The sequence below is a fragment of the Achromobacter veterisilvae genome (genome assembly GCF_900496975.1).
GTDB classification, from domain to species: Bacteria; Pseudomonadota; Gammaproteobacteria; order Burkholderiales; family Burkholderiaceae_B; genus Achromobacter; species Achromobacter veterisilvae.
This window is the reverse complement of record NZ_UFQC01000020.1, coordinates 41,773-65,833: the sequence shown is the minus strand read 5'-3', so window position 1 is coordinate 65,833 and position 24,061 is coordinate 41,773. Positions and strand designations below refer to the sequence as shown.

Below are 24,061 nucleotides of genomic sequence, written 5' to 3'. Positions count from 1 at the left end.
CTCAGCGCGCCGCGGCCGGCAGGCGCGAGATGCGCACGCCGTTGACGCGGAGCCAGTCTCCCAGCTTCGGGCTGGCCAGCACGTCGAACTCGGCGCGGCGCTGGCGCGACAGGGCGCTGCCGTCCTTGCAGTCGACGGCGGGATGGCACATCAGCAGATCGCAGTCGCGCGCGTTGAACAGCCAGTTCTGCAGCAGGTCCGCGTAGCGCCGCTTGCCGCCTTCGAAGCCGTAGACGCCCAGCAGCCGGCGATTGGTGCGCAGGCCGTCCTTGCGCGCCTCGCGCGCCAGCGCCGCCGCGCCCAGGGCGCCGATGACGCGGGCCTTGAATGCTTCGCGCAATGGAATGCCGCTCTGCATGCCCGGCGCCGTCTGGCGCAGCCATGGCCTGTCCGCGCCGTAGCGGTCCTTGAGCAGCAGCAACAGGCGCGCGCGGATGCCGGGCAACTGGTGCACGTGCCGGTGGCCGTCGATGTAGTCCGGCGCGCGTCCCATAGCGGCCTCGAACGCGTCGAACTGGCGCGCCAGATGCGCGTCGATCCACTGGGCGTCCAGGCGCCCCGCGTAGGCATTGAAAATCAGCGCGCCCAGCGCCGGCAGCGGCGCGGCGTCCGGGCGCAGCGTTTCCGTGAAGTTCACGTGCAGGCCCGCGTCCACGTCCAGCGGCGCCAGCCGCCGCGCGTTCGCGGCGAACGTGGGCCCCAGCGCCAGGCAGCTCACCGCGCTGAGACGGCCCATGCCGGCAAGCGCGATCATGCCTTCATCGATGTCGGCATTCATGCCAAAATCATCCCCGCAGACCACGATGCGTTTGCTCATTGCAATACCCCTCACTTCCATTTCGCCACGGCTTCCATGCGCGCCCTGCTGCAACAAGTAAGCACTTTCATTGCCGTCGGATGCGCCGCCGCGGCCACGCATTGGGCCGTCGCCGTGGGTTGCGTGGAGGCCTTCGGGATGCCGCCGCTCGCCGCCAACCTGATCGGCTGGCTGGTCGCGTTCGCGGTTTCCTTCGCGGGCCACTACCGGCTGACGTTCCGACATTCAAAAACCCCCTGGACAATAGCAGCGCGCCGTTTCTTTCTTGTGTCAGCCGCCGGCTTCGCCATCAACGAAGCCTCCTACGCCTGGCTGCTGCACAGCACGGCGATCCGCTACGACATCCTGCTTGCCCTGATACTGGCCGGACTGGCCGTCGCCACGTTCATCGCGAGCCGGCTTTGGGCGTTTCGCCACAGACCCGCTGCCTGAGAGCGGCGCCCGCCTCGACGCGCCACATGGCGTGCTTCGCGCTGCTGACCGCGGGCTCCAGGCCCCGCAGCGGCGCATAGGCCTGGTTGTCCGAGGCGGTGCCCCACACCCAGTAGCGCGCTCCGTCGGGCGCCTTGCACAGGCGCGCGTTGAACTCCGCCGGGCCGATCAGCACTTCCGCGCCGGTGGCCGGATCGAACCTGGCCGCGTCGTACAGTTCTTTGCGCCAGTTGTCCCGGGTCGGCACCTCGGGGTTGAGCCAATCGTCCACCACCCACGCCGGCCGCGGAGCCCGGGCGTACAGGGCCAGGTCGAAGGGGTAGGCATGCAGCGATACGTAGGTATCCCCTGGGCGCGCCTGCTCGCGCAGGACCTTTGCCAGCGGGGCGGCGCTGCCGCGCGCATTGTTGGCGGCGATGCCCACCGCGATCGCGCAGATGCCGGCCGCCACGGCCGCGCTCAGGCACACCAGGCGCGGCGTGGCGCCCCCGGTTTTCGCGCGCCAGGCGCCAAGGATGACTTCCGACAGCAGGAACGCCAGCGGCGCCAGCGCGGGCAGGACGTAGCCCACCAGCTTGGAATGCGGCAGCGAAAAGAACGCGATCACGACCGCGAACCACAACAGCGCGAACCGCCGCAGGTCGCGCGCCGGGCCGTCCGCCCAGAACGCCTTGCGCAGGATGCCTCCGCCCCACAGCGACCAGGGCAGGCTCAGCCCCGCGACCACCGGCAGATAGAACCAGAACGGCTGCGCATTGTTGAAACCGCCGGCGGCGAAACGCTGGAAATGCTGATAGACGAAGAAGTAATCGTAGAAGCCGGGATAGCGTAGCTGCATCAGCACGAACCACGGCGCCGCCACCGCGATGAACACCAGCACCGCGGGCGGCCAGAGCAGCGCGGCCAGGCCGCGCCAGCGCCGCCCCCATGCCAGCCAGAGGAACAGGATGGCGCCCGGCAGCACCACGCCGATCAGCCCCTTGGCCAATACGGCCAGCGCCGCCAGCGCGGCGGCGGCCAGCGACATCCACCGATAGGCCTGCCCGCGCTCGGCGCGCAGCACCGTGTCCGCCGCGGCCAGCAGGCACAGCGTGATCATGCCGGCGACCAGCATGTCCAGATTCGCGAACTGCGCTCCGCCGTAGAAGAACGGCAGGGTGGCCAGGATCAGCACGGTCAGCGTGGCGGCCGCCGCGTCGCGGTGGCGCCGCAGAAAGCCGTACAGCCCCGCCGCCGCGCCCCACGCCGCGAGCCAGGACGGCACGCGCGCGGCCCAGGGATGCGCGCCGAATACGGAAAAGGACAGCTCCGTCAGCCAGTAGTAGAGCGGCGGCTTGTGGAAGTACGGCATGCCGTCAAGCAGGGGCACCGCATGCGAGCCGCTGCGCAGCATGTCCCAGGCCACGCCGGCGTAGCGGCCCTCGTCGGGCAGCGTCAGCGGCCGTATCCACGCCAGCCATGCCAGCCAGACCCCGATCGCAAGCAGAAAGCGGCCTGCCGGCGGGGTCCGGACGGAACACCCCCGCAGCGTCATGGCGGGCATGTCAGCGCGCGTCCCGGGGCGGACGGGAAGCGCGGCCCTGGCGCCGACGCACCACGAACAAGGGCCGGCCCTTCACCTCGTCGAAAATGCGGGCGACGTATTCGCCCACCACGCCCAGGGAAATCAGGTTCACGCCGGCGAAGAACAGGACGGCCGTCACGATGGTCGTCCAGCCGGACACCGGATTGCCGGACACCAGGTAGTCGGCGACCAGATAGCCCGCGTACGCCAGCGCCAGCAAGGCGAAGGCCGCGCCGACCAGGCTGACCAGGCGCAAGGGCCAGGTCGTGAAGGCGGTCAGCCCGTCCAGCGCCAGCCGGAACAGGCGCATCCCGCCGAAACGGCTGTCGCCGTGCATGCGCTCGTCCGGCGTATAGGCCAGCGCCTCGCCCTTGAAGCCAACCCAGGCGTACAGGCCTTTCATGAAGCGGGTGCGCTCCGGCAAGGCGTTCAGCGCGTCCACCACGCTGCGGTCCATCAAGCGGAAGTCGCCCGCGTGGGCGGGCACGTCCACGCCGCGCGCACCGCTCAGCAGCTTGTAGAACCAGCGGGCGCCCGAGCGCTTGATCCAGGATTCGCCGGCGCGGCTCTCGCGCACGGCATAGACCATTTCGGCCCCGGCGGCCCAGCGCGCCAGCATCTGCTCGATGAGCGCCGGCGGATGCTGCAGGTCGGCGTCCAGGCAGATCACGGCGTTGCCGATGGCGGCCTCCAGGCCGGCGCTGAGCGCGGCTTCCTTGCCGAAATTGCGCGACAACTGCACATAGCGGAAGCCCTCGTGCCCGGTCCATTCCTCCATGAGCGCCTCGGTGCCGTCCGTGCTGCCGTCGTCGGCGACGATCACCTCCCAACTGGAGCACAGCGCCGTAAGCCGGCTGCGCAGCAGGGGCAGCAGCACCCGCAGGTTGTCGCATTCGTTCAGGCAGGGAATGACGCAGGTCACGCAGGTGTCGTACGGCACGTTGGCCGCCTGCGCCGACCACAGCGATTCCAGGGGAAACGATTTGGCAAGCACTTGCGCGGCGGCGGGCTCGGACCGGAATTGGATGTGCATGGAACTCTGGAATGCGGAACACTATGGCGCGCAGTATGAGCGGGGGCTCGTCGAATTTTCATGAAATGCGGCCGGGGGCCGGCGTGGCTACAATGCGCCCGAGTTCCTGTTTTCCCCCATCGCCATGCAATACCGAGTCAGGCCCATGCTTGCCAGCGACGTGGACGGCATCCTGGCCGCCCAGGCCCTGGCCTACCCCGCTTTCCTGCTGGAGAGCGCCGGCTTCTTCCTGAACCGCCTGGCGCTCGCCCCGTCGCACTGCTGGGTCGCGCAGGCGGAGCCGCCGGCCGGCGGCGGCCTGCTGGGCTACCTGGTTTCCTATCCCTGGGACGCCGGGCTGCCGCCGGCCCTGGACGCCGCGCTGGCGTCGCTGCCGGCCGGCGCCGACCACTGGTTCCTGCACGACTGCGCCGTGGCACCGCAAGCGCAGGGGCTGGGCGTCGGCCAGGCGCTGGTCCGCGCCGCCGCGGCCTGCGCCCTGGAAAACGGCTTGCGCCGGGCCAGCCTGGTATCCCTGGAATCCGCGACGGGCTATTGGCGGCGCCATGGCTACGCTCCGGTGGCCGCCGGCGGCGCCGGCCTGGCCGAAAAGCTTGCCGGCTACGGGCCGCAAGCCCTTTACATGTCGCGCGGCCTGCCGCTCTAGCCGTCCTGCCGCGGCGGACGTAACATAAGCCGCATGCGTGTGAGGCGGCAAGGTTCCCATCGCCGGAAATCCAACTGTGCCCCGACAGGGCGCAAAGGCATCCATGATCTCGCTTTCGCCCGTTCAATCGCTATTGGCGTGCTGCCTGGTGCTCGTCGTCGGACGCGTGCTGACTACCCGGATCGGCATCCTGGCGCGCTACAGCATTCCCGACCCCATCGTGGGCGGCCTGCTGTTCGCCGCGATCGCCTACCTGCTGTCGGCCTGGGGCGGCATTTCCGTCTCGCTCGAAACCAGCATCAAGCCGACCCTGCTGCTGCTGTTCTTCGGCTGCATCGGCCTGACCGCCAATCTGAAACTGCTGGCCAAGGGCGGCCCCTGGCTGATCGCCTTCCTGCTGGCCCTGATTCCCTTCCTGATCCTGCAGAACGCCGTCGGGCTGGGCATGGCCTGGCTGCTGGACATGCACCCGCTGATGGGCCTGCTGGGCGGCACGATCACCCTGGTGGGCGGGCACGGCACGGGCGCGGCCTACGCCACGCGCTTCGCCGACGTCAACAACATCCAGGACGTGATGGCGCTGGCGATGACGGCCGCCACCCTGGGCCTGGTGCTGGGCGGCGTGGTGGGCGGCCCGGTGGCCGAATGGATCATGCGCCGGCACAAGCTGGCCGGCAGCCTGGACCCTGCCGCCGACGCCGGGCATGACGCCCCCGACCTGACGGAAAACGCCGGCCCCCCCTCCGCCGGTTCGTTCATCGTGTCGCTGACGGCCGCCTTCGTCTGCCTGGTCGTCGGCGGATACCTGGCGGCGCTGGTCGAGGACGCCCCCGTCAGCCTGCCCAACTTCCTGTGGTGCCTGGCCACGGGCGTGCTCATCCGGAACGGCGGCGAACACCTGGGCCTGAAACTGGACGACCGCGTCACCGACATCATCGGCACGATCGCCCTGTCGCTCTTCCTGGGCATGACGATGATGACGCTGGACCTGTCCAGCGTGGCGCGCCTGGCCGGCCCGCTGGCGCTGATGCTGGCCGTGCAGACGGTGTTCTGCGCGCTGTACGCGGCCTGGGTGGTGTTCCGCATGCTCAAGCGCGACTACGAAGCGGCCATCATGTCGGCGGCCTTCTGCGGCTTCTCGCTGGGCGCCACCGCCACCGCCATCGCCAACATGCAGGCGCTCACGCGCCGCCACGGCCCGGCGCCCGAGGCCTTCATCGTGGTGCCGGTCACGGGCGCGTTCCTGGTCGACATCCTCAACGTGATCGTGCTGACCTCGCTGATCTCCTTGCCGTTCGTGGGAGGAATGTAGGCATGTTCAAACGCTTCGTTCTCCTCGTCCTGTGCCTGGCGCTGGCCGCCTGCGGCCGCGCGCCCGACGCCGACGCGCTGCGGGCCGACGTCGAACGCAGCCTGGCCGCCGCCTACGGCGAAGGCCTGTTCCGGATCGCCGAACTCAAGCGCATGGGATCCGCCGCGGACAACGGCGCCCCCGCGGGCGAGACCCGCCGCGTGGTCTATTACGACGTCGCGCTCGACCTGGACCGCGATGTCTCGCTGGGCGCCTGGGACCAGCCCGGCGCGGCCTCGCTGGTCACGCTGCTGGGCGCGGGCCCGCGCAGCATCAGCGGCGTGAAGTCCGGCGGCAACCAGGCCGGCGACCGCATCGTCGCGCACGCCAGCGCCATCTACCGCCAGGAAGGCAAGGCCTGGACGCTGGTGACCCCGGCCGGGTTCAAGGCGGCCGAAGCGCCCAGCCTGGATACCGGCGCGCCGCCGCCCGTCACGCGCCAGTTGCTGGACACGCTGGATCAGATCACCCATTCCGTCGCCTACAGCGCCTCCAGCACCGCGCAGCACGTGGTGCAGCAGGAACTGGAGCGCTCGGTGGCCCGCATCCACGGCCGCCTGTCCCGCCTGCAGCAAGGCTATCCCCTGGCCGGCGGCCCGGACCGCGGCGAATACGTGGCGTTCGCGCGAGCCTTGAGCGACGTGGCGCGCGCGCAGCAGATCCGGGTCTCGCCGCTGATCACGGGCGGCAGCGCCGAGAACATCGCGCTGCTGCGCAGCGGCGACGCGGTGGTCGGCCTGGCGCAGGCCGACACGGCGCGGCTGGCCTATGACGGCAAGGGGCCGTTCGCCTCCCAGGGACCGTTCACCGGCCTGCGCGCCCTGGGCAGCCTGTATCCGGAACTGGTGCACATCGTCGTTCGCGACGATGCCGCCCTGCGCGGCGTGCGCGACCTGAAGGGCAAGACCATCGCGCTGGGGCCGGAAGGCTCGGCGGTGCGCGCCACGCTGGAAGCGGTGCTGGCGGCGCACGGGCTGCAGGCCGGCCGCGACTACACCGTCGCCAGCACGCCGTTCGCGGCTTCCCTGCCCGCGCTGAATTCGGGCGAGGTCGACGCGGCCGCCCAGGTGATCGGCGTGCCCGCGGCGCCGCTGCGCGACGCCCTGACCCAGGCCCGCCTGAAACTGCTGCCGCTGGATCCCGCCGCCATCGCGGCGCTGACGGCCGCGGACAGCGCCCTGATGCCGCTGGACATCGCCGCGGGCACCTATCCCAACCAGGCGGAACGGATACCCACCGTGGGCATGGCGGCGCTGCTGCTCACCACCGCCGACCTGACCCGGGACGAAGCCCTGACGATCGTGCGCGCCGTCTACCTGACGGGGCAGGACCTGCTGGCCGCCGGATCGGCGCAGGGCGCCCAGGTGTCGGTCGCCACCGCCCGGCGCGGTTTGACCGTGCCGCTGCACGACGGCGCCCTGGAAGGCCTGGCGGCGCTGGAGCACGGCAAACCGCGATGAGGCCGTTGCGCTTATGATGGCGCTCCTCGTCAGGAATATCCATGAACAAATTCGATCTGCAGAAAAACCAGGCCCTGAAGCTGGCCGGCCAGCTCAAGCAGGCGGGCACGCCGGACCGCTACGGCGCCGCGTCGCACGCGCTGGACCGCCGCGAACAGCGCAAACTGGACCAGGCCGCGGGCCTGGTGCCGTTCCCGCTGAAACTGTCCCAGGCCGACGCCGACAGGCTGCGCGCCGCGGCGGCCGAACGCGGCGTCTCCACCAACGACATCGTGACCGAGGCGCTGCGCAAAGCGCTGGGCGAATAGCGCGATGCACATCTGGGTCGATGCCGACGCCTGCCCGGCGGTCATCAAGGACATCCTGTTCCGCGCCGCGCAACGCTGGCAGACGCCCCTGACCCTGGTGGCCAACCAGCCGCTCTACACCCCGCCCTCGCCCCTGATCCGCGCGGTGCAGGTGCCGCGCGGCTTCGACGTCGCCGACGCGCACATCGCCGAACGCGCCGAAAAGGGAGACCTGGTGATCACCGGCGACATCCCGCTTGCCGCGCAGGTGCTGGAGAAAGGCGCGATGGCGCTGAATCCGCGCGGCGAACGCTATTCGCCGGAGACCATCCGCGAACGGCTGGCAGTGCGGGACATGATGGAAGAGTTGCGCGCGAGCGGCGTGGACACGGGCGGCCCGGCGTCGTTCAGCCACGCCGACCGCAAGGCGTTCGCCAACCAGTTGGACACCCTGCTGGCGCGCGCGGCGCGCCAGCGCTGAGTGGCCGGCCCGGCCGTCAATAGAAGGTAATGTAGGCCTTGTAGATGATGGTGCCGATGGCGGTGATGAGGCCCAGGCCCATCAAGCCCATCCCGATATTGCGGTCGCGCAGCCCGAAACCGACCAGCATGAGCGCCACGCCCGTGACGATGATGATCAGCATGGTATTGGTATTCGGGGGCATCGCCTTCTCCTGTTCGTCCCGGCCCGGCTCCCGGCCAGGCCTTTGTCATCAATGATAGACAGGCCAGCACGCGATGCGGCTCAATCGATGAAGGCCCGCTTGCGTCAAATCAAGAGAAGGGTAATGAATGGGGCGAGCCTGCGCAATGGCTTGCGCGCAGATACCGTGGCTAAGCCGCCACCAGAACAAAAACAAAAAAGCCAACCGCGAGGTTGGCTTTTTGCTTTGCGTCTTTCTTGCCTGGACTTTTTACCTTGATACCGACAACGGCAAGCTTGGCGCAGGCGTTGTCTCTCAAGGGTCTTTGGTGGGTAGTACTGGGTTCGAACCAGTGACCCCTGCCGTGTGAAGGCAGTGCTCTACCACTGAGCTAACCACCCCGAAAGAGGCGAAATATTAGCACGTTTTTTTGAACGTGTGCAAGCAGGCCTCAAAAAGAATTCAAACAGCCGCCACCGGCGCGTCCATCTTGCGCCAGACGCACTCCCCGCCCACGGACTTGTCCAGCGCGGCAAGATAGGCCTCGTGTTCGGCCAGGTCTTCGTCGCTGGCCTTCAGCACGGGCAGGCCCGAGGCGTCGAACCTGGCCAGCACGACGCCGTTGCCGCCGGCGCTGCCGCCGTCGTCCACGTCGATCAGGAGCGCGTCCTGGCCGCGGGTCATGGCCAGCCAGACTTCCGCCAGCAACTGCGAGTCCAGCAAGGCGCCGTGCAGCGTCCGGTGGGCGTTGGAAATGCCGAAGCGGTCGCACAGCGCGTCCAGCGAGTTGCGCTTGCCGGGGAACATCGAGCGCGCGTGCAGCAGCGAATCGGTGACCGTCTCGCAGAAATCCGTGACCGGGCCGCGGCCGGTCTTGGCGAGTTCGGCGTTGAAGAACTTCACGTCGAACGCGGCGTTGTGCGCGATGAGTTCCGCGCCCTGGATGAACTTGACGAATTCGTCCGCGACCTCGGCGAAGCGGGGCTTGTCGGAGAGGAATTCCGTGGTCAGCCCGTGCACCGCCAGCGCCTCGGGATCGCTGTCGCGGTCCGGATTCAGGTAGATGTGCAGGTTGTTGCCCGTGGACATCCGGTTGACCAGTTCCACACAGCCGATCTCGACGATGCGGTGGCCCTGGGCGGGATCCAGTCCTGTGGTTTCAGTGTCAAAGATGATCTGGCGCATATAACGGCTATTCCGACGCTTGGGCGGGCGAGGCCGGCGGCGTGTGCGGGGCCGGAGCGGGGTCCGGATGATGCGCTGCGCTGCCGGCCTGGCCGGGTTTCTTGCGTGCGGTGGCAATCAGCGTGTAGGCCACCGGCACGACGAACAAGGTCAGTAGTGTACCCAGCATCAGCCCGCCGACGAGAACCCAGCCGATCTGCTGGCGCGATTCCGCCCCCGCGCCCGAGGACAGCGCCAGGGGCACGGTGCCCAGCACCATGGCGCCGGTCGTCATCAGGATGGGGCGCAGGCGCAGCACGCTGGCCTCGGTGACGGCTTCGAACAGTTCCTTGCCCTCGTCGCGCAACTGGTTCGTGAATTCGACGATCAGGATGCCGTGCTTGGTGATCAGGCCGACCAGCGTGATCAGGCCGATCTGGCTGTAGATGGACAAGGTGCCCCCGGTCAGCCACAGCGCCAGCAGCGCGCCGGTCATGGACAGCGGCACCGACAGCATGATGATGAACGGATTGCGCCAGCTCTCGAATTGCGCCGCCAGCACCAGGTAGATGAAGGCCAGCGCCATCGCGAAGACCAGGTAGATGCTGCCGGAGGAATCGCGGAATTCGCGCGACTGGCCGTCCAGGTCGGTGATGATGGTGTTGGGCAGCACGTCGCGCGCCACCTGGTGCATGTGCGTCAGGACCTCGCCCAGCGCATAGCCCGGCGCCACGGCGCCGTCGATCTTCACCGCGCGCAGCCGGTTGAAGTGGTTCAGCGACTGCGGCGACACGCCTTCGTGCACGCCCAGCAGGTTGTCCAGTTGCACCATGCTGCCGTCGCGCGCCCGAACGTAGATGCCCGAGATGTCGGTGGGATTGGCGCGGTCGCGCGGCGTCACCTGGACGATCACGTCGTACTGTTCGCCCTCGTCCTTGTAGCGCGTGACCTGGCGGCCGCCCAGCATGGATTCCAGCGTCCGGCCCACCGTGTCCACGTTGGCGCCCACGTCGGCCATCTTGTCGCGGTCCACCCGCACGCGCAGTTCGGGCGTGTTCAGGCGCAGGTCGGTGTCCAGGTTGATCAGGCCGGGATACTTGCGCAGCTCGGTCAGGAACACTTCGGTCAGGCGCGCCAGTTCCGCGTACGAAGCCTGGCTCATGATGATGAATTCCACCGGCTTGGAGCGCGCCGACTGGCCCAGCGACGGCGGATTGGTCGGGAAGGCGCGCACGCCCGGCAGCGAGGCGAACTGCGGCTGCAACTGCTGCGTGATGGCCTGCTGCCTGCGGCTGCGCTCTTCCCAGGGCTTCAGGCGCAGGATGGCGGTGCCGTCCGTCACGGTGGGGAAGCCCACCGTCACCTGGCTGCCGCTGGCCTCGGGGATGTCGGAATAGAATTTCTCGATGCCCAGCATGCTCTCGAGCGTGTAGTTCAGCGTGGCGCCTTCCGGCGAGCTGACGATGCCGAACACCACGCCGCGGTCTTCGATGGGCGCCAGTTCGCTCTTGACCACCTTGAACAGCACGCCGCTGGCGGCCGCGACCGCGATGCCGATCGCCACCACCAGCCAGCGGTGGCGCAGGGACGCCGCCAGCACGCGCCGGTAGCCGCGGCTCATGGCGTCCAGCCAGCCTTCGATCAGGTTGTACCAGCGGCTGTGGCTGCTCTGGTGGCGCAGCAGCACCGAACACATCATGGGGGTGAGCGTCAGCGCCACGAAGCCCGACACCAGCACCGCGCCGGCCAGCGCCAGCGCGAATTCGATGAACAGCCGCCCCGTGCGGCCCGTGGCGAACGCCAGCGGCGCATACACGGTGACCAGCGTCATCGTCATCGCGACCACGGCGAAGCCGATCTCGCGGGATCCGCGCAGGGCGGCTTCCTTGCGCGGCATGCCGTCCTCGATGTGGCGGAAGATGTTCTCCAGCACCACGATGGCGTCGTCCACCACCAGGCCGATGGCCAGCACCATGGCCAGCAGGGTCAGCGTGTTGATCGAAAATCCGAACAGGTACATCAGCGCGCAGGCGCCCACCAGCGATACCGGGATGGTGACGATGGGGATGATGCTGGCGCGCAGGTTGCGCAGGAAGAAGAAGATCACCAGCACCACCAGCACGATGGCCTCGCCGATGGTGTGGAACACGGAGTCGATGGAGCGCTCGATGAACACCGACGAGTCGTACGCGATGTTCAGCTTCATGCCGGCCGGCAGGTTCTCGTTCAGGCGGGCCACCTCTTCCCGCGCCGCCTTGGACAGTTCCAGCGGGTTGGCGGTGGATTGCCGGGTCACGCCGATGTTGATCGCGGGCTTGCCGTTGAAGCGCGACAGCACGCGGTCGTTGGCGGCCCCGATCTCCACCTTGGACACGTCGCGCAGGCGGACCGGGTAGCCCTTCACGTTGGCGACGATCACGTCCTCGAACTGCGCCGGCGTCTGCAGGTCGGTCGAGGACACGACCGAGAACTCGCGCGCGCGGGACTCGATGCGGCCGGCCGGGATCTCCACGTTCTGGCTGCGCAGCGCGGCTTCCACCTCCTGCACGGTCAGGCCGTAGGCGGCCAGCTTGTCGCGGTCCACGTAGATGCGCATGGACGGCAGGCGCTCGCCGAAGACGCGCACTTCCGCCGCCCCGGGCAGCACCGACAGGCGGGTCTTGATGTAGCGGTTGATGTAGTCGGACGTCTGGATGGCGGAATACGTGCCGGACTCCACCGCGATGTAGATGATGGGCTGGGAATCCGCCTCGACCTTGCCGATGATGGGTTCGTCGATCTCGTCGGGCAGGAAGCGCCGGGCGCGCGACACCTTGTCGCGGACTTCGGCCGCGGCCGCGTCGGGGTCGCGGGACAGGTTGAACTTGATGTTGATCAGGCTGCGTTCGGAGCGGCTGCGCGAGGTCATCACGTCCACGCCCTCGATGCCGGCGAGCTGGTCCTCCAGCGGCTTGGTCACCTGGGATTCGATCACCTCGGGCGAAGCGCCCTTGTAGGTGGTGTCCACCGAGACGATGGGCTCGTCGATCTTCGGATATTCGCGCACGGTCAGGCGCGAATACGAAATCAGGCCGATCAGCACGATGATCAGCGACAGGACCGACGCAAACACCGGCCGCTTGATGCAGGTTTCCGAGATACGCATTGCGCTACCGCCAAAAAGGGAAAAGGGGCGGCGTCACGCGCCGTTGCCCAGCACGGTCACGGGCGCGCCGTCCGTCACGCGCTGCAGGCCGGACACCACCAGGTGGTCGCCCGCCGCCACGCCGGTCAGGATTTCCACGCGGCCTTCGCGGCGCTCGCCGATCGTGACCTCGCGCCGCTCGGCCACGCCGTTCTTGACCCGGTAAACGTACTGCGTTTCTCCCGAGGGCGATAGCGCGGCTTCCGGGGCGACCAGGGCCTTGTCCTGGCTGAACAGCAACTGCACCCGGGCGAACATGCCCGGACGCAGCACGGCGTCCTTGTTGGCGACGGTGGCGCGCAGCAGGATGGAACGGCCGCCGGCGTCGACCAGCGGGCTGACGGCGTACACCACGCCCTGCCGCTCCTGGCCCGGCAGCGCGTCCAGGCGCAGGGTCAGTTGCTGGCCCACCCCCACCTTGCTCAGATACATTTCCGGCACGCGGAAGTCCACCTTGAGCGGATCGATCGCCTCGAGCGGAGCCAGGTCCTGGCCCTGGTTCACGTAGTCGCCCACGGACACGCTGCGCAGGCCCACGATGCCGCCGAACGGCGCCGTGATCGTCATTTTGTCCAGCCGCGCCTGCGCCAGCGTCACGGCGGCCTCCTGCACCTTCAGCGTGCTGGCCGCCTCGTCGCGGGCCTGCTGGCTGACGAAGCCCTTGCCCTGCAGTTCCACGGCGCGCCGGTAATGGCTCTGCGCCAGCGTGAGGTTGGCCCGCGCCTGGGCCAGTTCGGCCCGCGGCACGGAATCGTCCAGGCGGAGCAGGACGTCGCCCCGCTTCACCGGCTGGCCTTCCTTGAACTCGATGGACTGGATGCGGCCGGCGACTTCCGGCCGCAGCACGACGGATTCGTCGGAACGCAGACTGCCCACGGCCGACAGGCCGCGCGCGAACGGGATTTCCTTGACCGCGGCCACTTCGACCCGGACAGGCGCGGCGGGCGTCACGGAAGAATTGGCGGCGCCGGAGGCGGCCTGGGTGGGAGTCGCTCCGGGCGCGAGCCAGCGCGGCACAAAAATACCGAGCGCGGCCCCCGCGGCCAACCCTGCCGCTACGGCGGCCAGCAGTACTGCTTTTTTCATGCGCGAATGTCGCGGTATCGCGGCGCGGGCAGAACTAACCCCGCCCGGACGGCCCCGCAGGAACAGGAATGAGGGTTGGCACTTTAGCACCCGAATTTACATACTGGAACAATCCAGAAGCCGGATGAAAGAACTAAATTTGCCCTGAAAGGCGGATTTGAGGGTATATCCCAATGCCGCCGCCGGCCGCCCGGATGGGATCAGGCCCGCCGGGCCACGTCCACGCCCAGGTTCGCCAACTGGTCGGCCCGTTCGTTGCCGGGATCCCCGGCGTGCCCGCGGACCCAGCGCCACGACACGGTATGGCGGCCCACCTGCTCGTCCAGCAACTGCCACAGTTCGGCGTTCTTGACGGGTTTCTTGTCCGCCGTCATCCAGCCGCGCCGTTTCCAGTTGGCCAGCCACTCCGTCATGCCCTTCATCACGTACTGGGAATCCGTGTGGATGGTGACCGCGCACGGGCGCTTGAGCGCCCGCAGGCCCTGGATGACCGCCAGCAGTTCCATGCGGTTGTTGGTGGTCTGGAGTTCGCCCCCATGCAGCGTCTTCTCGTGGCTGCCGGCGCGCATCAGCACGCCCCAGCCGCCCGGGCCGGGGTTGCCCTTGCAGGCGCCGTCCGTCCACATTTCCACTTTCTGCTCGTTCGCTTTGCTGTCCTGCATGGTGCTGCCTGGTTGTCCTTTTCGTGCTGAATCCATTGCGGCCGGCCGCTCAGCGGCGGTCGAGGCCGTCGTCCGCCTGGCGATTGACCACCACCGATGCCGCCCGCGCGCGCTTGGGCTTGGTCTTCCAGGCGGGGCCAATGATACGCATGCCGGCCACGCGCTTGACGGCGGACACCAGATAGACGGCGCCGCCCACGCTCCACCAGCGGGCGCCCGCCGATTCCAGGAAGGCCCAGCGCTGCAGCCACTTTTCGCTGCGGCAGGCCGGCGCGTAGCAGCCGAAATGGCTTTCCTCGACCTCCAGCGACAGCAGCTTGAACCAGTCCTTCAGGCGCGGCAGCGACACCTGGGACGAGGGCGGCTGGGGCAGCCAGGGCTCCATGCCCGGCATGCGCGTGCGCGCCCCCCACATGCTCCAGGGATTGAAACCCGAGATCACGACGCGCCCTTCCGGCACCAGCACGCGCTCGACCTCGCGCAGCACGTTGTGGGGGTCCTGGGTGCATTCGAAGGCGTGCGGCAGGATCAGCAGGTCCACGCTCTGGGATTCGAACGGCAGGGCCTCGGGCTGGGCGATGACCACCCGGGACTGCCAGCCGGCCGCGCCGTCCGCGGACGGAGCCTCAGTGCCCACGTATCCCTTGAACGGCATGCGGTTGGCGCGCAGCAGATTCATGTCGGCCAGGCCGACCTGCCAGGCGTAATATCCGAATACGTCCGCGACAGCCGCGTCGAACTGCGCCCGCTCCCAGGCCAGGACGTATTGTCCTGGCGGCGTCTGGAACCATTCGGCCAGTTCTACAATCGGCGGAGTATCTTCTGCCACGTTCTATTCCTTCGAATCCCATGCAAGCCTTGACCGCCCCTTCAGGCGGCCGCGAGCCCAACGCCGCGGTCTTGCCGCTACCCGCCTTCACCGACAACTACATCTGGGCGATCGTCCGCGACGGCCAGGCCGCCGTGGTGGATCCCGGCGAGGCCGGCCCGGTGCTGCGGCTGCTCGAGCAGCAAGGCTTGAGACTGCGCGCCATTCTACTCACGCACCATCATGGCGACCACGTCGGCGGCGTTTCCGAATTGTCCCGCATCGAGGGCATCACCGTATACGGCCCGGCGCGGGAGCGCCTGCCGCGCTGCGACGTGCCGCTGGCGCAGGGCGACCGCGTGACGATACCGGAACTCGACCTGGACCTGAGCGTGCTGGACGTGCCGGGCCACACGGCCGGCCACATCGCCTACACGGGCCGGGCGGCCGGCCTGGAACCCGTTCTGTTTTGCGGCGACACGCTGTTTGCGGGGGGCTGTGGCCGGCTTTTCGAGGGAACTCCCGCGCAAATGCATGATTCCTTAGAAAAATTTTCCGTTTTACCGCCAGATACACAGGTTTTTTGCGCACACGAGTACACTCTAGCGAACTTGCGCTGGGCGTCGGCAGTCGAACCGGCCAACCGCAACCTGCAGCAATGGCATCAGCGGGCCCGGCAATTACGAGCAGAAGGTCTTCCCACGCTTCCATCGACCATCGGTCAGGAACGCGCGACCAATCCGTTTTTGCGCACGCAGCAAATCGAGGTCGTCCGCGCGGCAGAACGCCGGGCCGGCCACAGCCACGCTACGCCGGTAGAGGTCTTTGCCTCCCTTCGTGAATGGAAGAACGAATTCAAGTGACAGCCCGATGAATCTATCCCGACTCCTTCTGCCGCTCATGCTGGCAGTCCTCGCCGGTTGCGCAGGAACCAAATCCCCCGACAGCAAGAACCTCACCACCAATTCCCAAGGGCGCTACATCGCCCGCGACACCTCCAGGACGGTCGATCTCACCAATCCGCCCGCCGACGCCTGGGACCGCATCCGCCGCGGTTTCGCCATCCCCAACCTGAACACCGACCTCTCGCAGCAGTGGACCGACTATTACGCGTCCCACCCCGAGTCGGTGCAGCGCATGGCGGAACGGGCCGGCAAGTACCTGTACTTCATCGTCGACGAGATCAACCGCCGCGGCCTGCCGACGGAACTGGCGCTGCTGCCCTTCGTCGAAAGCGCCTACAACCCCACCGCGCTGTCGCGCGCGCAGGCCTCGGGCCTGTGGCAGTTCGTGCCGGCCACCGGCCAGCACTTCAACCTGAAGCAGGACTGGTGGCGCGACGAGCGCCGCGATCCCATCGCCTCGACCAACGCGGCCCTGGACTACCTGGAAAAACTGTTCGAGATGCAGGGCGACTGGTATCTGGCCCTGGCTTCCTACAACTGGGGCGAAGGCTCGGTGCAGCGCGCCATGGCCAAGAACGAAGCGGCGGGCCAGGGCACGGACTACCTGTCCCTGAACATGCCCGACGAGACCCGCAACTACGTTCCCAAGCTGCAGGCCATCAAGAACATCATCGCCGACCCGCAGCGCTACGCGGTGGCCCTGCCCCCGGTCGGCAACACGCCCTATTTCGTGACGGTGCAGAAGAACAGCGACATCGACCTGGAAATCGCCGCCAAGCTGGCCGAAATGCCGCTGGACGAATTCAAGGCGCTGAACCCCTCGTTCAACCGCCCCGTCATCCGCGGCGACCACGGCCCCACCCTGCTGCTGCCGGCCGACCGCGTCGAAATTTTCAACGCCAACCTGACCAACTACAAGGGCGACCTCAGCGCCTGGAAGATCTACCACTCGCGCCGCGGCGAATCCTACGCCTCGATCGCCAAGCGCTTCGGCGTGACCGAAGGCCGGCTGCGAGACATCAACGATATCGGCTCGCGCCAGAAATCCGCCTCCGGCCAATCCCTGCTGGTGCCCGGCGAACCCGGCACCGGCGGCGTGCAACTGGCCTCGCTGGCGCCTCCCGTGGGCGCCCTGGATTCGGCGCCGGCCAGCGACAAGGCCGCCGCGCCGCGTGGCCGCGCCGCGCAGGCGCCGGCCGCCCGCGCCGCCAGCGCCCGTCCGAACGTCCGCACCCACAAGGTCCGCCAGGGCGACACGCTGTTCTCGCTGGCCAAGCAGTACGGCACCTCGGTCGACGCCCTGCGCGCCCTGAACAACATCAAGGGCAGCGCCCTGAAGGTGGGCGCCCAGTTGCGGGTGCCGGGCACCAACGCGCGCGGCTGATCGCGCCGGGAACGACAAGAGGGCGCACCCCGCGACGGGCGCGCCCTCTTACTTTTCATCGCGGGGCCGCCAAATTCCTTAAAATAGGCGGTCTCCAGAAGGAAAAAATCAAAGGATAGATATATGGGCTTTCTCGCCGGCAAGCGCATCCTGGTCACCGGGGTGCTTTCCAACCGATCCATCGCCTACGGCATCGCGCGCGCCTGTCACCAGCAAGGCGCCGAACTGGCGTTCACCTACGTGGGCGACCGCTTCAAGGAACGCGTGGCCGAATTCGCCGCCGAATTCGGCAGCAACATCGTGCTGCCCTGCGACGTGGCCGAAGACAGCCAGATCGAAGCGACCTTCGCCGAGCTTGGCACGCACTGGGACGGCCTGGACGGCCTGGTGCATTCCATCGGGTTCGCGCCGCGCGAAGCCATCGCCGGCGACCTGCTGGACGGCTTGTCGCGCGAAGCCTTCCGCATCGCGCACGACATCTCGGCCTACAGCTTTCCCGCCCTGACCAAGGCCGCGCTGCCGCTGATGGAAGGCCGCAACGCCTCCGTGCTGACGCTGACCTACCTGGGCGCCGAACGCGTGGTCCCGCACTACAACACGATGGGCCTGGCCAAGGCCTCGCTGGAAGCCAGCGTGCGCTACCTGGCCGCGGCCCTCGGCCCGCGCGGCATCCGCGCCAACGGCATTTCCGCCGGCCCCATCAAGACGCTGGCCGCCAGCGGCATCAAGGACTTCACGGCCATCCTGAAGTTCGTGGAGGCCCAGTCGCCCCTGCGCCGCAACATCACCATCGAAGACGTGGGCAACGTCGCCGCCTTCATGCTGTCGGACCTGGCCGCCGGCGTGACGGGCGAAATCACCCACGTGGATGGCGGTTTCTCGACCGTCGTCCCGGGCATGGAAGACTGATCGACGGCGCGGGCGGCGCCCGCGCCGCGCCCGGCCGCTCAGGCCGGCCGCACCACCACGGTGGACACCTGCACGTCCACCGCGGTCATCAGCTTGTGGACCGGGCATTTCTCGGCCACCGCCAGCAGTTCGTCGATCTGCGCATCGGACAGCTCGCCGTGCAGCGTCAGCTTGGCCGTCAGCCGGTAGACGCCCTTGCGTTCTTCGCCGGCATCGCGCACCACCTCCACCCCCACCGACTCCAGCGGCAGGCCCTTGCGCTGCGAATAGACCATCAGGGTCATCGCCTTGCAGCCGCCCAGCGCGGTATCGAAGTAATCATGCGGATCGGGGCCTTCGCCCTGCGGCTGCGGCATCGCCAGCGGAAGTTCATGGCCTTCGGCCACGGCGGTGAACTGCAGGGTGTTGGGCGCATTCTGGCGCACGCGGATGCTCATGGATCGGACCTCCTGGGATTGGCTCTGACGGGATGCCGCGGCGGCGGCCCCAGCCCACGTTGTAGCACCTGGCGGCGGGCGATCCCCAGCCGCGTCCGGCGACAACTGACTATAAGCTGAACTTCCCGGCCCGGCGCCGGTCGGATACCCCTGTCCGCAATACCGCACATCTATGGAGGGCCGCATGAGCGCCAGACAACTTCTCGACCAATTGCTGCAGTCCGGGCAAGGCCTGCTGTCCGACACCACCAACCGCGTGCAGGACGCCGCGGGCGGCAAGGGCGCTTCCTTCCTGACCGGCCTGGGCGGCGGCGCGCTCGGCGCGGGCGCGCTCGGGCTGCTGCTGGGCAGCAAGAAGGCCCGCAAGATCGGCGGCAAGGTCGCCATGTACGGCGGCATGGCGGCGCTGGGCGCCCTGGCCTATCGCGCCTACGGCGACTGGCAGCGCGGCCAGGCCGGCGCGCCCGCAGAACCGCCCCGCACGCTGGACCGCCTGCCCGCGCCGGAAGCCGAACAACACAGTACCGCCGTGCTGGCCGCCATGATCGGCGCGGCCAAGGCCGACGGCCACATCGGCCCGGAAGAACGCGCCCTGCTCGAAACCGAACTGGCGAAGCTGTCCTCGGACGCCCAGGACCGCCGCTGGCTCGAAACCGAGCTGTCGCGCCCGCTGGATCCGGCCGCGGTGGCGCAATCGGCCCGCACGCCGGAAATGGCCGCCGAGATGTACCTCGCCAGCCTGCTGGTCGTGGACGAGGAAAGCTACATGGAGCGCGCCTACCTGGACGAACTGGCCCGGCAGCTCAAGCTGGAGCCCGGCCTGAAGGAACAACTGGAACAGCACGCCCGGGCCGCCGCGGCCTGAGCCGCGGCGCGCCCTAGTCCGCGCGCAAGCCCATCGACGCGGTCAGCGCCCCGTAGCGGTCCATGTCCGCCGCTATCATGTCCTGGAAAGCGCGCGGCGTGCTGCTCGCGGGCGTAAAGCCCTGCTCGCGCAATGACGCCTGCACGTCCGAGCGCTGGACGATCTTCGCCACCGCCGCGTTCAGCTTGGCCACCACCGCCGGCGGCGTGGCCGCCGGCGCCAGCAGTCCATGCCACTGGTCCAGCGCATAGCCGGGCACGCCTTGCTCGGCGACCGTCGGCACGGCCGGCATCAGCGGCGAGCGCGCCGGCGACGTGACGGCCAGGGCGCGCAGCTTGCCCGCCGCGATCAGCGGCGCCGCGCTGGACGCGGTGACCGCGCCCATGGCCACCTGCCCGGCCATGACGTCCGTCAGCGCCGGACCGCAGCCCTTGTAGGGCACGTGCTGCAAGGACGCGCCCGCCGCGCGCGCCAGCATCTCGCCCGCCAGGTGCTGCGGCGTGCCGTTGCCGCAGGAGGCGAACGGCAGGGACTTGCCCGCCCTGGCGGCCGCCAGCGCATCGTCCAGGCCGCGCAGGTCCGAGGCGGCCGGCACCACGAAGACCGACGGCACGAAGGCCACGTTGATGACGGCCGTGAAATCCCGCTCGGGCGAAAAACCCGGATTGCGGTAGACCCCGGGATTGATGGCGAATGAGCTGTTCACCATCAGCAGCGTGTAGCCGTCGGGCGGCGACTCCGCCACGACGCGCGCGCCGATGTTGCCGCTGGCGCCGGGGCGGTTTTCCACCACCACGGGCTGGCCCAGTTGCTCCTGCAGGCTGGCCCCGATGCGGCGCGCCAGCAGGTCGGTGCCGCCGCCCGGCGGGAAGGTCACGACGATGGTGACCGGATGGGACGGATAGGCGGCGTCCTTGGGCGCTTCGCCCGACGGCGGATTGCCGCAGGCGGCCAGGGACAGCGCGACCAGCGGAATGACGGTTTGGAACAGGCGTTTCATGTCGCGAACCTGGGGCGGGAAGACTCAGGCGTCCAGGCCGATATCGAGGACCTTGGCGCTATGCGTGATCCAGCCCACCGCGATCTGGTCCACGCCGGTGGCGGCCACGGCCGCCGCGGTGTCGGGCGTGATGCGGCCCGAGGCCTCGGTGATGGCGCGGCCGCGCGCCATCGCGACGGCGCGGCGCAGATCGTCCAGGCTCATGTTGTCGAGCAGCACCACGTCCACGCCCAGCGACAGCGCCGCTTCCAGTTGCTCCAGGGTGTCCACTTCCAGTTCGATCTTGACCATGTGGCCGATGCCGGCGCGAGCCCGCTCGACCGCCGTGGCGACCCCGCCGGCCAGCGCGATGTGGTTGTCCTTGATGAGCACCGCGTCGTCCAGCCCGTGGCGGTGATTGCTGCCGCCGCCCACGCGCACCGCGTACTTCTGCACGGCGCGCAGGCCCGGCATGGTCTTGCGCGTGCAGGTGACCCGGGCGCCGTAGCCCGCGATGACGCGGGCGATGGAGGCCGTGGCGCTGGCCACGCCGCTCAGGTGGCAGAGGAAGTTCAGGGCCACGCGCTCGGCGGTCAGCATGGCGCGGGCGTTGCCGCGCAGGCGCGCGATTTCCGTGCCGGGCCGCAAGTCCGCGCCATCGCGTTGCGAGACGGCGAACTCGATGCCCGGATCCATCGCGCGAAACGCCAGGCGAGCCAGGTCCAGCCCGGCCAGCACGCCGTCCTGGCGCGCCACCAGGCGGGTTTCCGCCACGGCGTCGGCGGGCACGATGGCGTCGGTGGTCAGGTCGCCCGCGCGGCCCAGGTCTTCAAGCAGGGCCGCGCGCACCAGCGGCTCCAGCATGACTTCCGGCAAGGGGGGGACGGCCAGTCGGGCGGCGGTCGAAGGCGCTGCGGCTTTAATGCTCATTTTGAGTATTTAGAGTTTAAAAAAAGGCGCGCAAGCATTGCGCAACATTTATGCTAAGAGCGAGCATAAAGCTTGTCAAGCGTCAAAGCGCGCGGGACAGGGGCAATTTGCTGCCGGCGATGGCGCGTTCGAGCAGCACGTCGCGGCGGAAGCGAAACAGCTTGGCCGGCCGGCCGGCCGTGCCGGTCGCCATTTCGCCCGTCTCTTCGACCAGCGCCTGCTGTTCGATGAGCCGCCGGAAATTCTGCTTGTGCAGGCCGCGCCCGGCCAGCGCCTCCACCGCCAGTTGCAGTTGCAGCAAGGTGAATTGGGCGGGCATCAATTCGAACACCACCGGCCGGTACTTGATCTTGGCCCGCAGGCGCGCGATGCCGGTGGCCAGGATGCGCCGGTGGTCGTGGCGCATGGGCTCGCCCGGCACGGCGGCGCCGCTGCCGCGGCCGCGCCGCGCCGCCTCGGGCACCAGACCGGCCTCGAACAGCAGTTCGTAGCGCTGCAGCACCATGTCCTCGTTCCAGGAGGCCCCTTCCAGCCCGAACGTGATGGCGGCGCGCTGGCGGCGGCGCTGGCGCACGGCGGCGTCGGCGCTTTCCTCGCACCAGGCGGCCAGCCTGGGCACGATCAGTTCCTCGACCAGCGCGGGCGTGCCGGCGCGGCGGTCTTCCCAGGGGAAGTAGCGATACCAGTCCTGCCAGCCGACCTGCGCCACGCCGGTTTCGCCGGCCTCGCGCGTCAGCCCCAGGTAGCTCACCGACATGACGCGCGCGCCCGACTCGTCGGAGCGGTCGCCGTCGGCAAAGGTGTAGAGCTGCTCGACGTAGCCCAGCGGATGGTGGGTCTGCGCCTCGACCCAGGCGCGCAGGCCGGCCTGCAGCGAACGGTGCGAAAGCTCGAAGGGGCCCGCCGGCAAGGCGCGCGCGTCGTCGGTCGTCAGCACGCGCGGTTCGCCGTTGGTGACGGCGACGAGCACGGCGACGAGTTCTGCATGGACGGAGCGTTCGACGGATTCAGTCAAGGTAGGCGTATGGAAAATGTGGAAACCGGGCGCCGTGCCGCAAAGCCGCGAGGTGCCGGAAATTATAAGGTTGGGGTTCTGCAACAGCCCCTTGCAAACGTGACAGACCGGCGCGCCACCGCGGCGCCGCGCCGGCCTAAGATGGAGTCGGCATCAGGCGCGTCGCCATCCCGGGACGCCCGCAAGCGGAGCAATCATCATGTTGAAAACTGCCCCAGACCCCAACGCCGCCAAGGCCGCCGAAGCCGAAAAAAACGTTGCCCCCGATCCGCGCAAAGGCACGGAAGTCATGCCAATGCCCGACCAGAGCAGCAAGCTCGTCGCGGGAATGCCGCGGCGCGGACGCGCCATCGCGGAGCCCGGCGAACCCGGCGTCATCACTCCCGAAGACGACGTGCTGGATACGTCCTACGAACACCGCAAGGGCTGATGGACCCGCGCGTCAAGCGACCTTCGCCACCGCGTCCTGGCGCGTGTCCACCACCGTCAGGATGGCCAGGAAGCCGCTGATGTCGAACACTTCGCGCACATGCGGCTGCAGGGCGCACAGCACCAGCGCGCCGGCGCCCTGCTTCAGGCGCTTGGCCAGCACCAGCACGACGCGCAGGCCCGCGCTCGAGATGTAGTTCAGGTTGGACAGGTCCAGCACGAAGCGGCTTTCGCCCTTTTCCACGTGGGCCAGCAAGTCCGACTCGATGCTCGCCGCGTTGGCGCTGTTGATCTGGCCTTCGGGCGAGACAACCAGGACTTCTCCGATTTTTTCTATTGCGAGATTCATAGCGGTTCCCGAAAAGTGGCCGGCGTCCGGCACCTGCGCAGAAGGACGGCGGCGCAATGGCGAGATGATACGCGAGCCCGCGCACTCTCTCACGCTCTGTTCGCCGGGCATGGCTATCGTGCATACTTGCGCCTGCACGTGCTCCACTGAACGCAAGGCGACTCATGCCCCCTCCGCCCGATACGCTGGACCTCGTTCCCGACCAGAATGCCGTTGCCGCCGCGCTGCAATGGCTCGAAGGAATTGCCGAGCGCGACGCCTGGCCGCCCAAGCTGGGCTTCGGACTGTCGCTGAGCCTGGACGAAGCCTTGACCAACATCGTGGACTACGCCTTCGACGACCCCGCGGCCGCGGGATCGCCCCCCTCGGTGACGCTGCACTGCCGCCAGGACGAGACCGGGATCGCGCTGGAGATCGTGGACAACGGCCGCCCCCACGACCCCACGAAAACGCCTCCGCCCCCCCTGGCCGCCACGCTGGACGAGGCCGAGATCGGCGGCCATGGCTTGCGGCTCATGCGGCACTACCTGCATGACCTGCGCTATGCGCGCAGCGGCGGCAGCAACCGCCTGACGCTGGTCGCGCGCGCCGGATAGGCGCATTGCGCGCGCTATCGAACCAGGCTATCGGTTTTTTTTCCCGATAGGCAGAAAGTACCGAACAAAACGGGCCCGATTGTCACTCATGCATAGACTGCGCGCCGGTTGCGCGACGCCCTTGC

The 24,061-nt window shown here is 68.6% G+C and carries 27 protein-coding genes and 1 tRNA gene; 12 read left to right on the top strand and 16 right to left on the bottom strand.

Annotation, left to right across the window (positions count from 1 at the left end):
* Position 1 precedes the first annotated feature (1 nt).
* On the bottom strand, positions 2-817 hold the full coding sequence (locus AVE30378_RS18970) for a ChbG/HpnK family deacetylase (RefSeq protein WP_129242407.1): 816 nt from the start codon (positions 815-817) through the stop codon (positions 2-4).
* A 36-nt stretch (positions 818-853) separates the two neighbouring features.
* Between AVE30378_RS18970 and AVE30378_RS18965 the strand changes: the two genes are divergently transcribed.
* A complete protein-coding gene (locus AVE30378_RS18965) occupies positions 854-1,249 on the top strand; it encodes a GtrA family protein (RefSeq protein ID WP_129242406.1) in 396 nt (131 codons plus the stop codon).
* Here the strand turns inward: AVE30378_RS18965 and AVE30378_RS18960 are convergent.
* Together AVE30378_RS18960 and AVE30378_RS18955 are read right to left on the bottom strand one after the other, a co-directional pair.
* Positions 1,203-2,792 (bottom strand): glycosyltransferase family 39 protein, encoded by a 1,590-nt coding sequence (locus AVE30378_RS18960; protein ID WP_129242405.1) that lies wholly within the window; start codon positions 2,790-2,792, stop codon positions 1,203-1,205. The two genes, AVE30378_RS18965 and AVE30378_RS18960, sit on opposite strands and share 47 nt — an antisense overlap.
* A 1-nt stretch (position 2,793) precedes the next feature.
* Positions 2,794-3,846 (bottom strand): glycosyltransferase family 2 protein, encoded by a 1,053-nt coding sequence (locus AVE30378_RS18955; protein WP_129242404.1) that lies wholly within the window; start codon positions 3,844-3,846, stop codon positions 2,794-2,796.
* A 145-nt stretch (positions 3,847-3,991) separates the two neighbouring features.
* Here AVE30378_RS18955 and AVE30378_RS18950 point away from each other — a divergent pair, with 145 nt between their 5' ends.
* The 5 genes from AVE30378_RS18950 to AVE30378_RS18930 all read left to right on the top strand — a co-directional run bounded on the left by AVE30378_RS18950 (position 3,992) and on the right by AVE30378_RS18930 (position 8,071).
* Positions 3,992-4,492, top strand: a complete 501-nt coding sequence (locus AVE30378_RS18950; protein ID WP_129242403.1) for a GNAT family N-acetyltransferase — start codon at positions 3,992-3,994, stop codon at positions 4,490-4,492.
* A gap of 103 nt (positions 4,493-4,595) precedes the next feature.
* Positions 4,596-5,804, top strand: a complete 1,209-nt coding sequence (gene gltS / locus AVE30378_RS18945; protein ID WP_129242402.1) for a sodium/glutamate symporter — start codon at positions 4,596-4,598, stop codon at positions 5,802-5,804.
* Positions 5,805-5,806: 2 nt separating this feature from the next.
* Complete coding sequence (locus tag AVE30378_RS18940; protein ID WP_129242401.1) at positions 5,807-7,303, top strand: TAXI family TRAP transporter solute-binding subunit; 1,497 nt, start codon at positions 5,807-5,809, stop codon at positions 7,301-7,303.
* 41 nt (positions 7,304-7,344) lie between these two features.
* Positions 7,345-7,611, top strand: a complete 267-nt coding sequence (locus AVE30378_RS18935; protein WP_129242400.1) for a hypothetical protein — start codon at positions 7,345-7,347, stop codon at positions 7,609-7,611.
* Positions 7,612-7,615: 4 nt separating this feature from the next.
* Complete coding sequence (locus AVE30378_RS18930; RefSeq protein WP_129242399.1) at positions 7,616-8,071, top strand: YaiI/YqxD family protein; 456 nt, start codon at positions 7,616-7,618, stop codon at positions 8,069-8,071.
* 16 nt (positions 8,072-8,087) lie between these two features.
* Here AVE30378_RS18930 and AVE30378_RS32600 read toward each other — a convergent pair whose 3' ends face one another.
* The 8 genes from AVE30378_RS32600 to AVE30378_RS18900 all read right to left on the bottom strand — a co-directional run bounded on the left by AVE30378_RS32600 (position 8,088) and on the right by AVE30378_RS18900 (position 15,159).
* A complete protein-coding gene (locus AVE30378_RS32600; RefSeq protein WP_087881433.1) occupies positions 8,088-8,255 on the bottom strand; it encodes a hypothetical protein in 168 nt (55 codons plus the stop codon).
* Positions 8,256-8,424: 169 nt separating this feature from the next.
* On the bottom strand, positions 8,425-8,553 hold the full coding sequence (locus AVE30378_RS33025; protein WP_279636203.1) for a hypothetical protein: 129 nt from the start codon (positions 8,551-8,553) through the stop codon (positions 8,425-8,427).
* 7 nt (positions 8,554-8,560) lie between these two features.
* A tRNA-Val gene (locus AVE30378_RS18925) sits at positions 8,561-8,635 on the bottom strand.
* Positions 8,636-8,696: 61 nt separating this feature from the next.
* Positions 8,697-9,419: a DNA polymerase III subunit epsilon gene (gene dnaQ / locus AVE30378_RS18920; RefSeq protein WP_129242398.1), complete on the bottom strand. Its 723-nt coding sequence runs from the start codon at positions 9,417-9,419 to the stop codon at positions 8,697-8,699.
* 7 nt (positions 9,420-9,426) lie between these two features.
* Positions 9,427-12,543: an efflux RND transporter permease subunit gene (locus AVE30378_RS18915; protein WP_129242397.1), complete on the bottom strand. Its 3,117-nt coding sequence runs from the start codon at positions 12,541-12,543 to the stop codon at positions 9,427-9,429.
* Positions 12,544-12,576: 33 nt separating this feature from the next.
* Positions 12,577-13,668, bottom strand: coding sequence for an efflux RND transporter periplasmic adaptor subunit (locus tag AVE30378_RS18910; RefSeq protein WP_129242396.1), 1,092 nt, complete (start codon positions 13,666-13,668; stop codon positions 12,577-12,579).
* Between the two features lie 200 nt (positions 13,669-13,868).
* Complete coding sequence (gene rnhA / locus AVE30378_RS18905) at positions 13,869-14,330, bottom strand: ribonuclease HI (protein ID WP_129242395.1); 462 nt, start codon at positions 14,328-14,330, stop codon at positions 13,869-13,871.
* A gap of 49 nt (positions 14,331-14,379) precedes the next feature.
* A complete protein-coding gene (locus AVE30378_RS18900) occupies positions 14,380-15,159 on the bottom strand; it encodes a class I SAM-dependent methyltransferase (RefSeq protein ID WP_129242394.1) in 780 nt (259 codons plus the stop codon).
* A gap of 20 nt (positions 15,160-15,179) precedes the next feature.
* On the opposite strand from AVE30378_RS18900, the gene gloB reads away from it, so the two are divergent.
* From gloB to fabI, 3 genes are all read left to right on the top strand, one after another.
* Positions 15,180-16,001, top strand: a complete 822-nt coding sequence (gene gloB, locus AVE30378_RS18895; RefSeq protein ID WP_129242393.1) for a hydroxyacylglutathione hydrolase — start codon at positions 15,180-15,182, stop codon at positions 15,999-16,001.
* Positions 16,002-16,008: 7 nt separating this feature from the next.
* The gene (locus AVE30378_RS18890; RefSeq protein WP_129242392.1) at positions 16,009-17,427 is read left to right on the top strand and encodes a transglycosylase SLT domain-containing protein; all 1,419 of its coding nucleotides are present in this window, start codon (positions 16,009-16,011) and stop codon (positions 17,425-17,427) included.
* A gap of 123 nt (positions 17,428-17,550) precedes the next feature.
* A complete protein-coding gene (gene fabI / locus AVE30378_RS18885; protein ID WP_129242391.1) occupies positions 17,551-18,336 on the top strand; it encodes an enoyl-ACP reductase FabI in 786 nt (261 codons plus the stop codon).
* 38 nt (positions 18,337-18,374) lie between these two features.
* Here the strand turns inward: fabI and AVE30378_RS18880 are convergent, their stop codons facing one another.
* The gene (locus AVE30378_RS18880) at positions 18,375-18,773 is read right to left on the bottom strand and encodes an OsmC family protein (protein ID WP_129242390.1); all 399 of its coding nucleotides are present in this window, start codon (positions 18,771-18,773) and stop codon (positions 18,375-18,377) included.
* 184 nt (positions 18,774-18,957) lie between these two features.
* On the opposite strand from AVE30378_RS18880, the gene AVE30378_RS18875 reads away from it, so the two are divergent.
* On the top strand, positions 18,958-19,638 hold the full coding sequence (locus tag AVE30378_RS18875; RefSeq protein WP_129242389.1) for a tellurite resistance TerB family protein: 681 nt from the start codon (positions 18,958-18,960) through the stop codon (positions 19,636-19,638).
* A 13-nt stretch (positions 19,639-19,651) separates the two neighbouring features.
* On the opposite strand, the gene AVE30378_RS18870 is transcribed toward AVE30378_RS18875, so the two are convergent.
* The 3 genes from AVE30378_RS18870 to AVE30378_RS18860 form a co-directional block, all read right to left on the bottom strand.
* Entirely contained in the window at positions 19,652-20,638 is a 987-nt protein-coding gene (locus tag AVE30378_RS18870) for a tripartite tricarboxylate transporter substrate binding protein (protein WP_129242388.1), read from the bottom strand.
* 24 nt (positions 20,639-20,662) lie between these two features.
* On the bottom strand, positions 20,663-21,547 hold the full coding sequence (gene nadC / locus AVE30378_RS18865) for a carboxylating nicotinate-nucleotide diphosphorylase (protein WP_129242387.1): 885 nt from the start codon (positions 21,545-21,547) through the stop codon (positions 20,663-20,665).
* Between the two features lie 82 nt (positions 21,548-21,629).
* Entirely contained in the window at positions 21,630-22,562 is a 933-nt protein-coding gene (locus tag AVE30378_RS18860) for an NUDIX hydrolase (RefSeq protein WP_165360238.1), read from the bottom strand.
* Between the two features lie 199 nt (positions 22,563-22,761).
* Between AVE30378_RS18860 and AVE30378_RS18855 the strand changes: the two genes are divergently transcribed.
* Positions 22,762-22,992, top strand: coding sequence for a hypothetical protein (locus AVE30378_RS18855; RefSeq protein WP_129242386.1), 231 nt, complete (start codon positions 22,762-22,764; stop codon positions 22,990-22,992).
* A 12-nt stretch (positions 22,993-23,004) separates the two neighbouring features.
* On the opposite strand, the gene AVE30378_RS18850 is transcribed toward AVE30378_RS18855, so the two are convergent.
* A complete protein-coding gene (locus tag AVE30378_RS18850) occupies positions 23,005-23,340 on the bottom strand; it encodes an STAS domain-containing protein (RefSeq protein WP_129242385.1) in 336 nt (111 codons plus the stop codon).
* Between the two features lie 164 nt (positions 23,341-23,504).
* Between AVE30378_RS18850 and AVE30378_RS18845 the strand changes: the two genes are divergently transcribed.
* Positions 23,505-23,936: an ATP-binding protein gene (locus AVE30378_RS18845; protein ID WP_129242384.1), complete on the top strand. Its 432-nt coding sequence runs from the start codon at positions 23,505-23,507 to the stop codon at positions 23,934-23,936.
* Positions 23,937-24,061 lie beyond the last annotated feature (125 nt).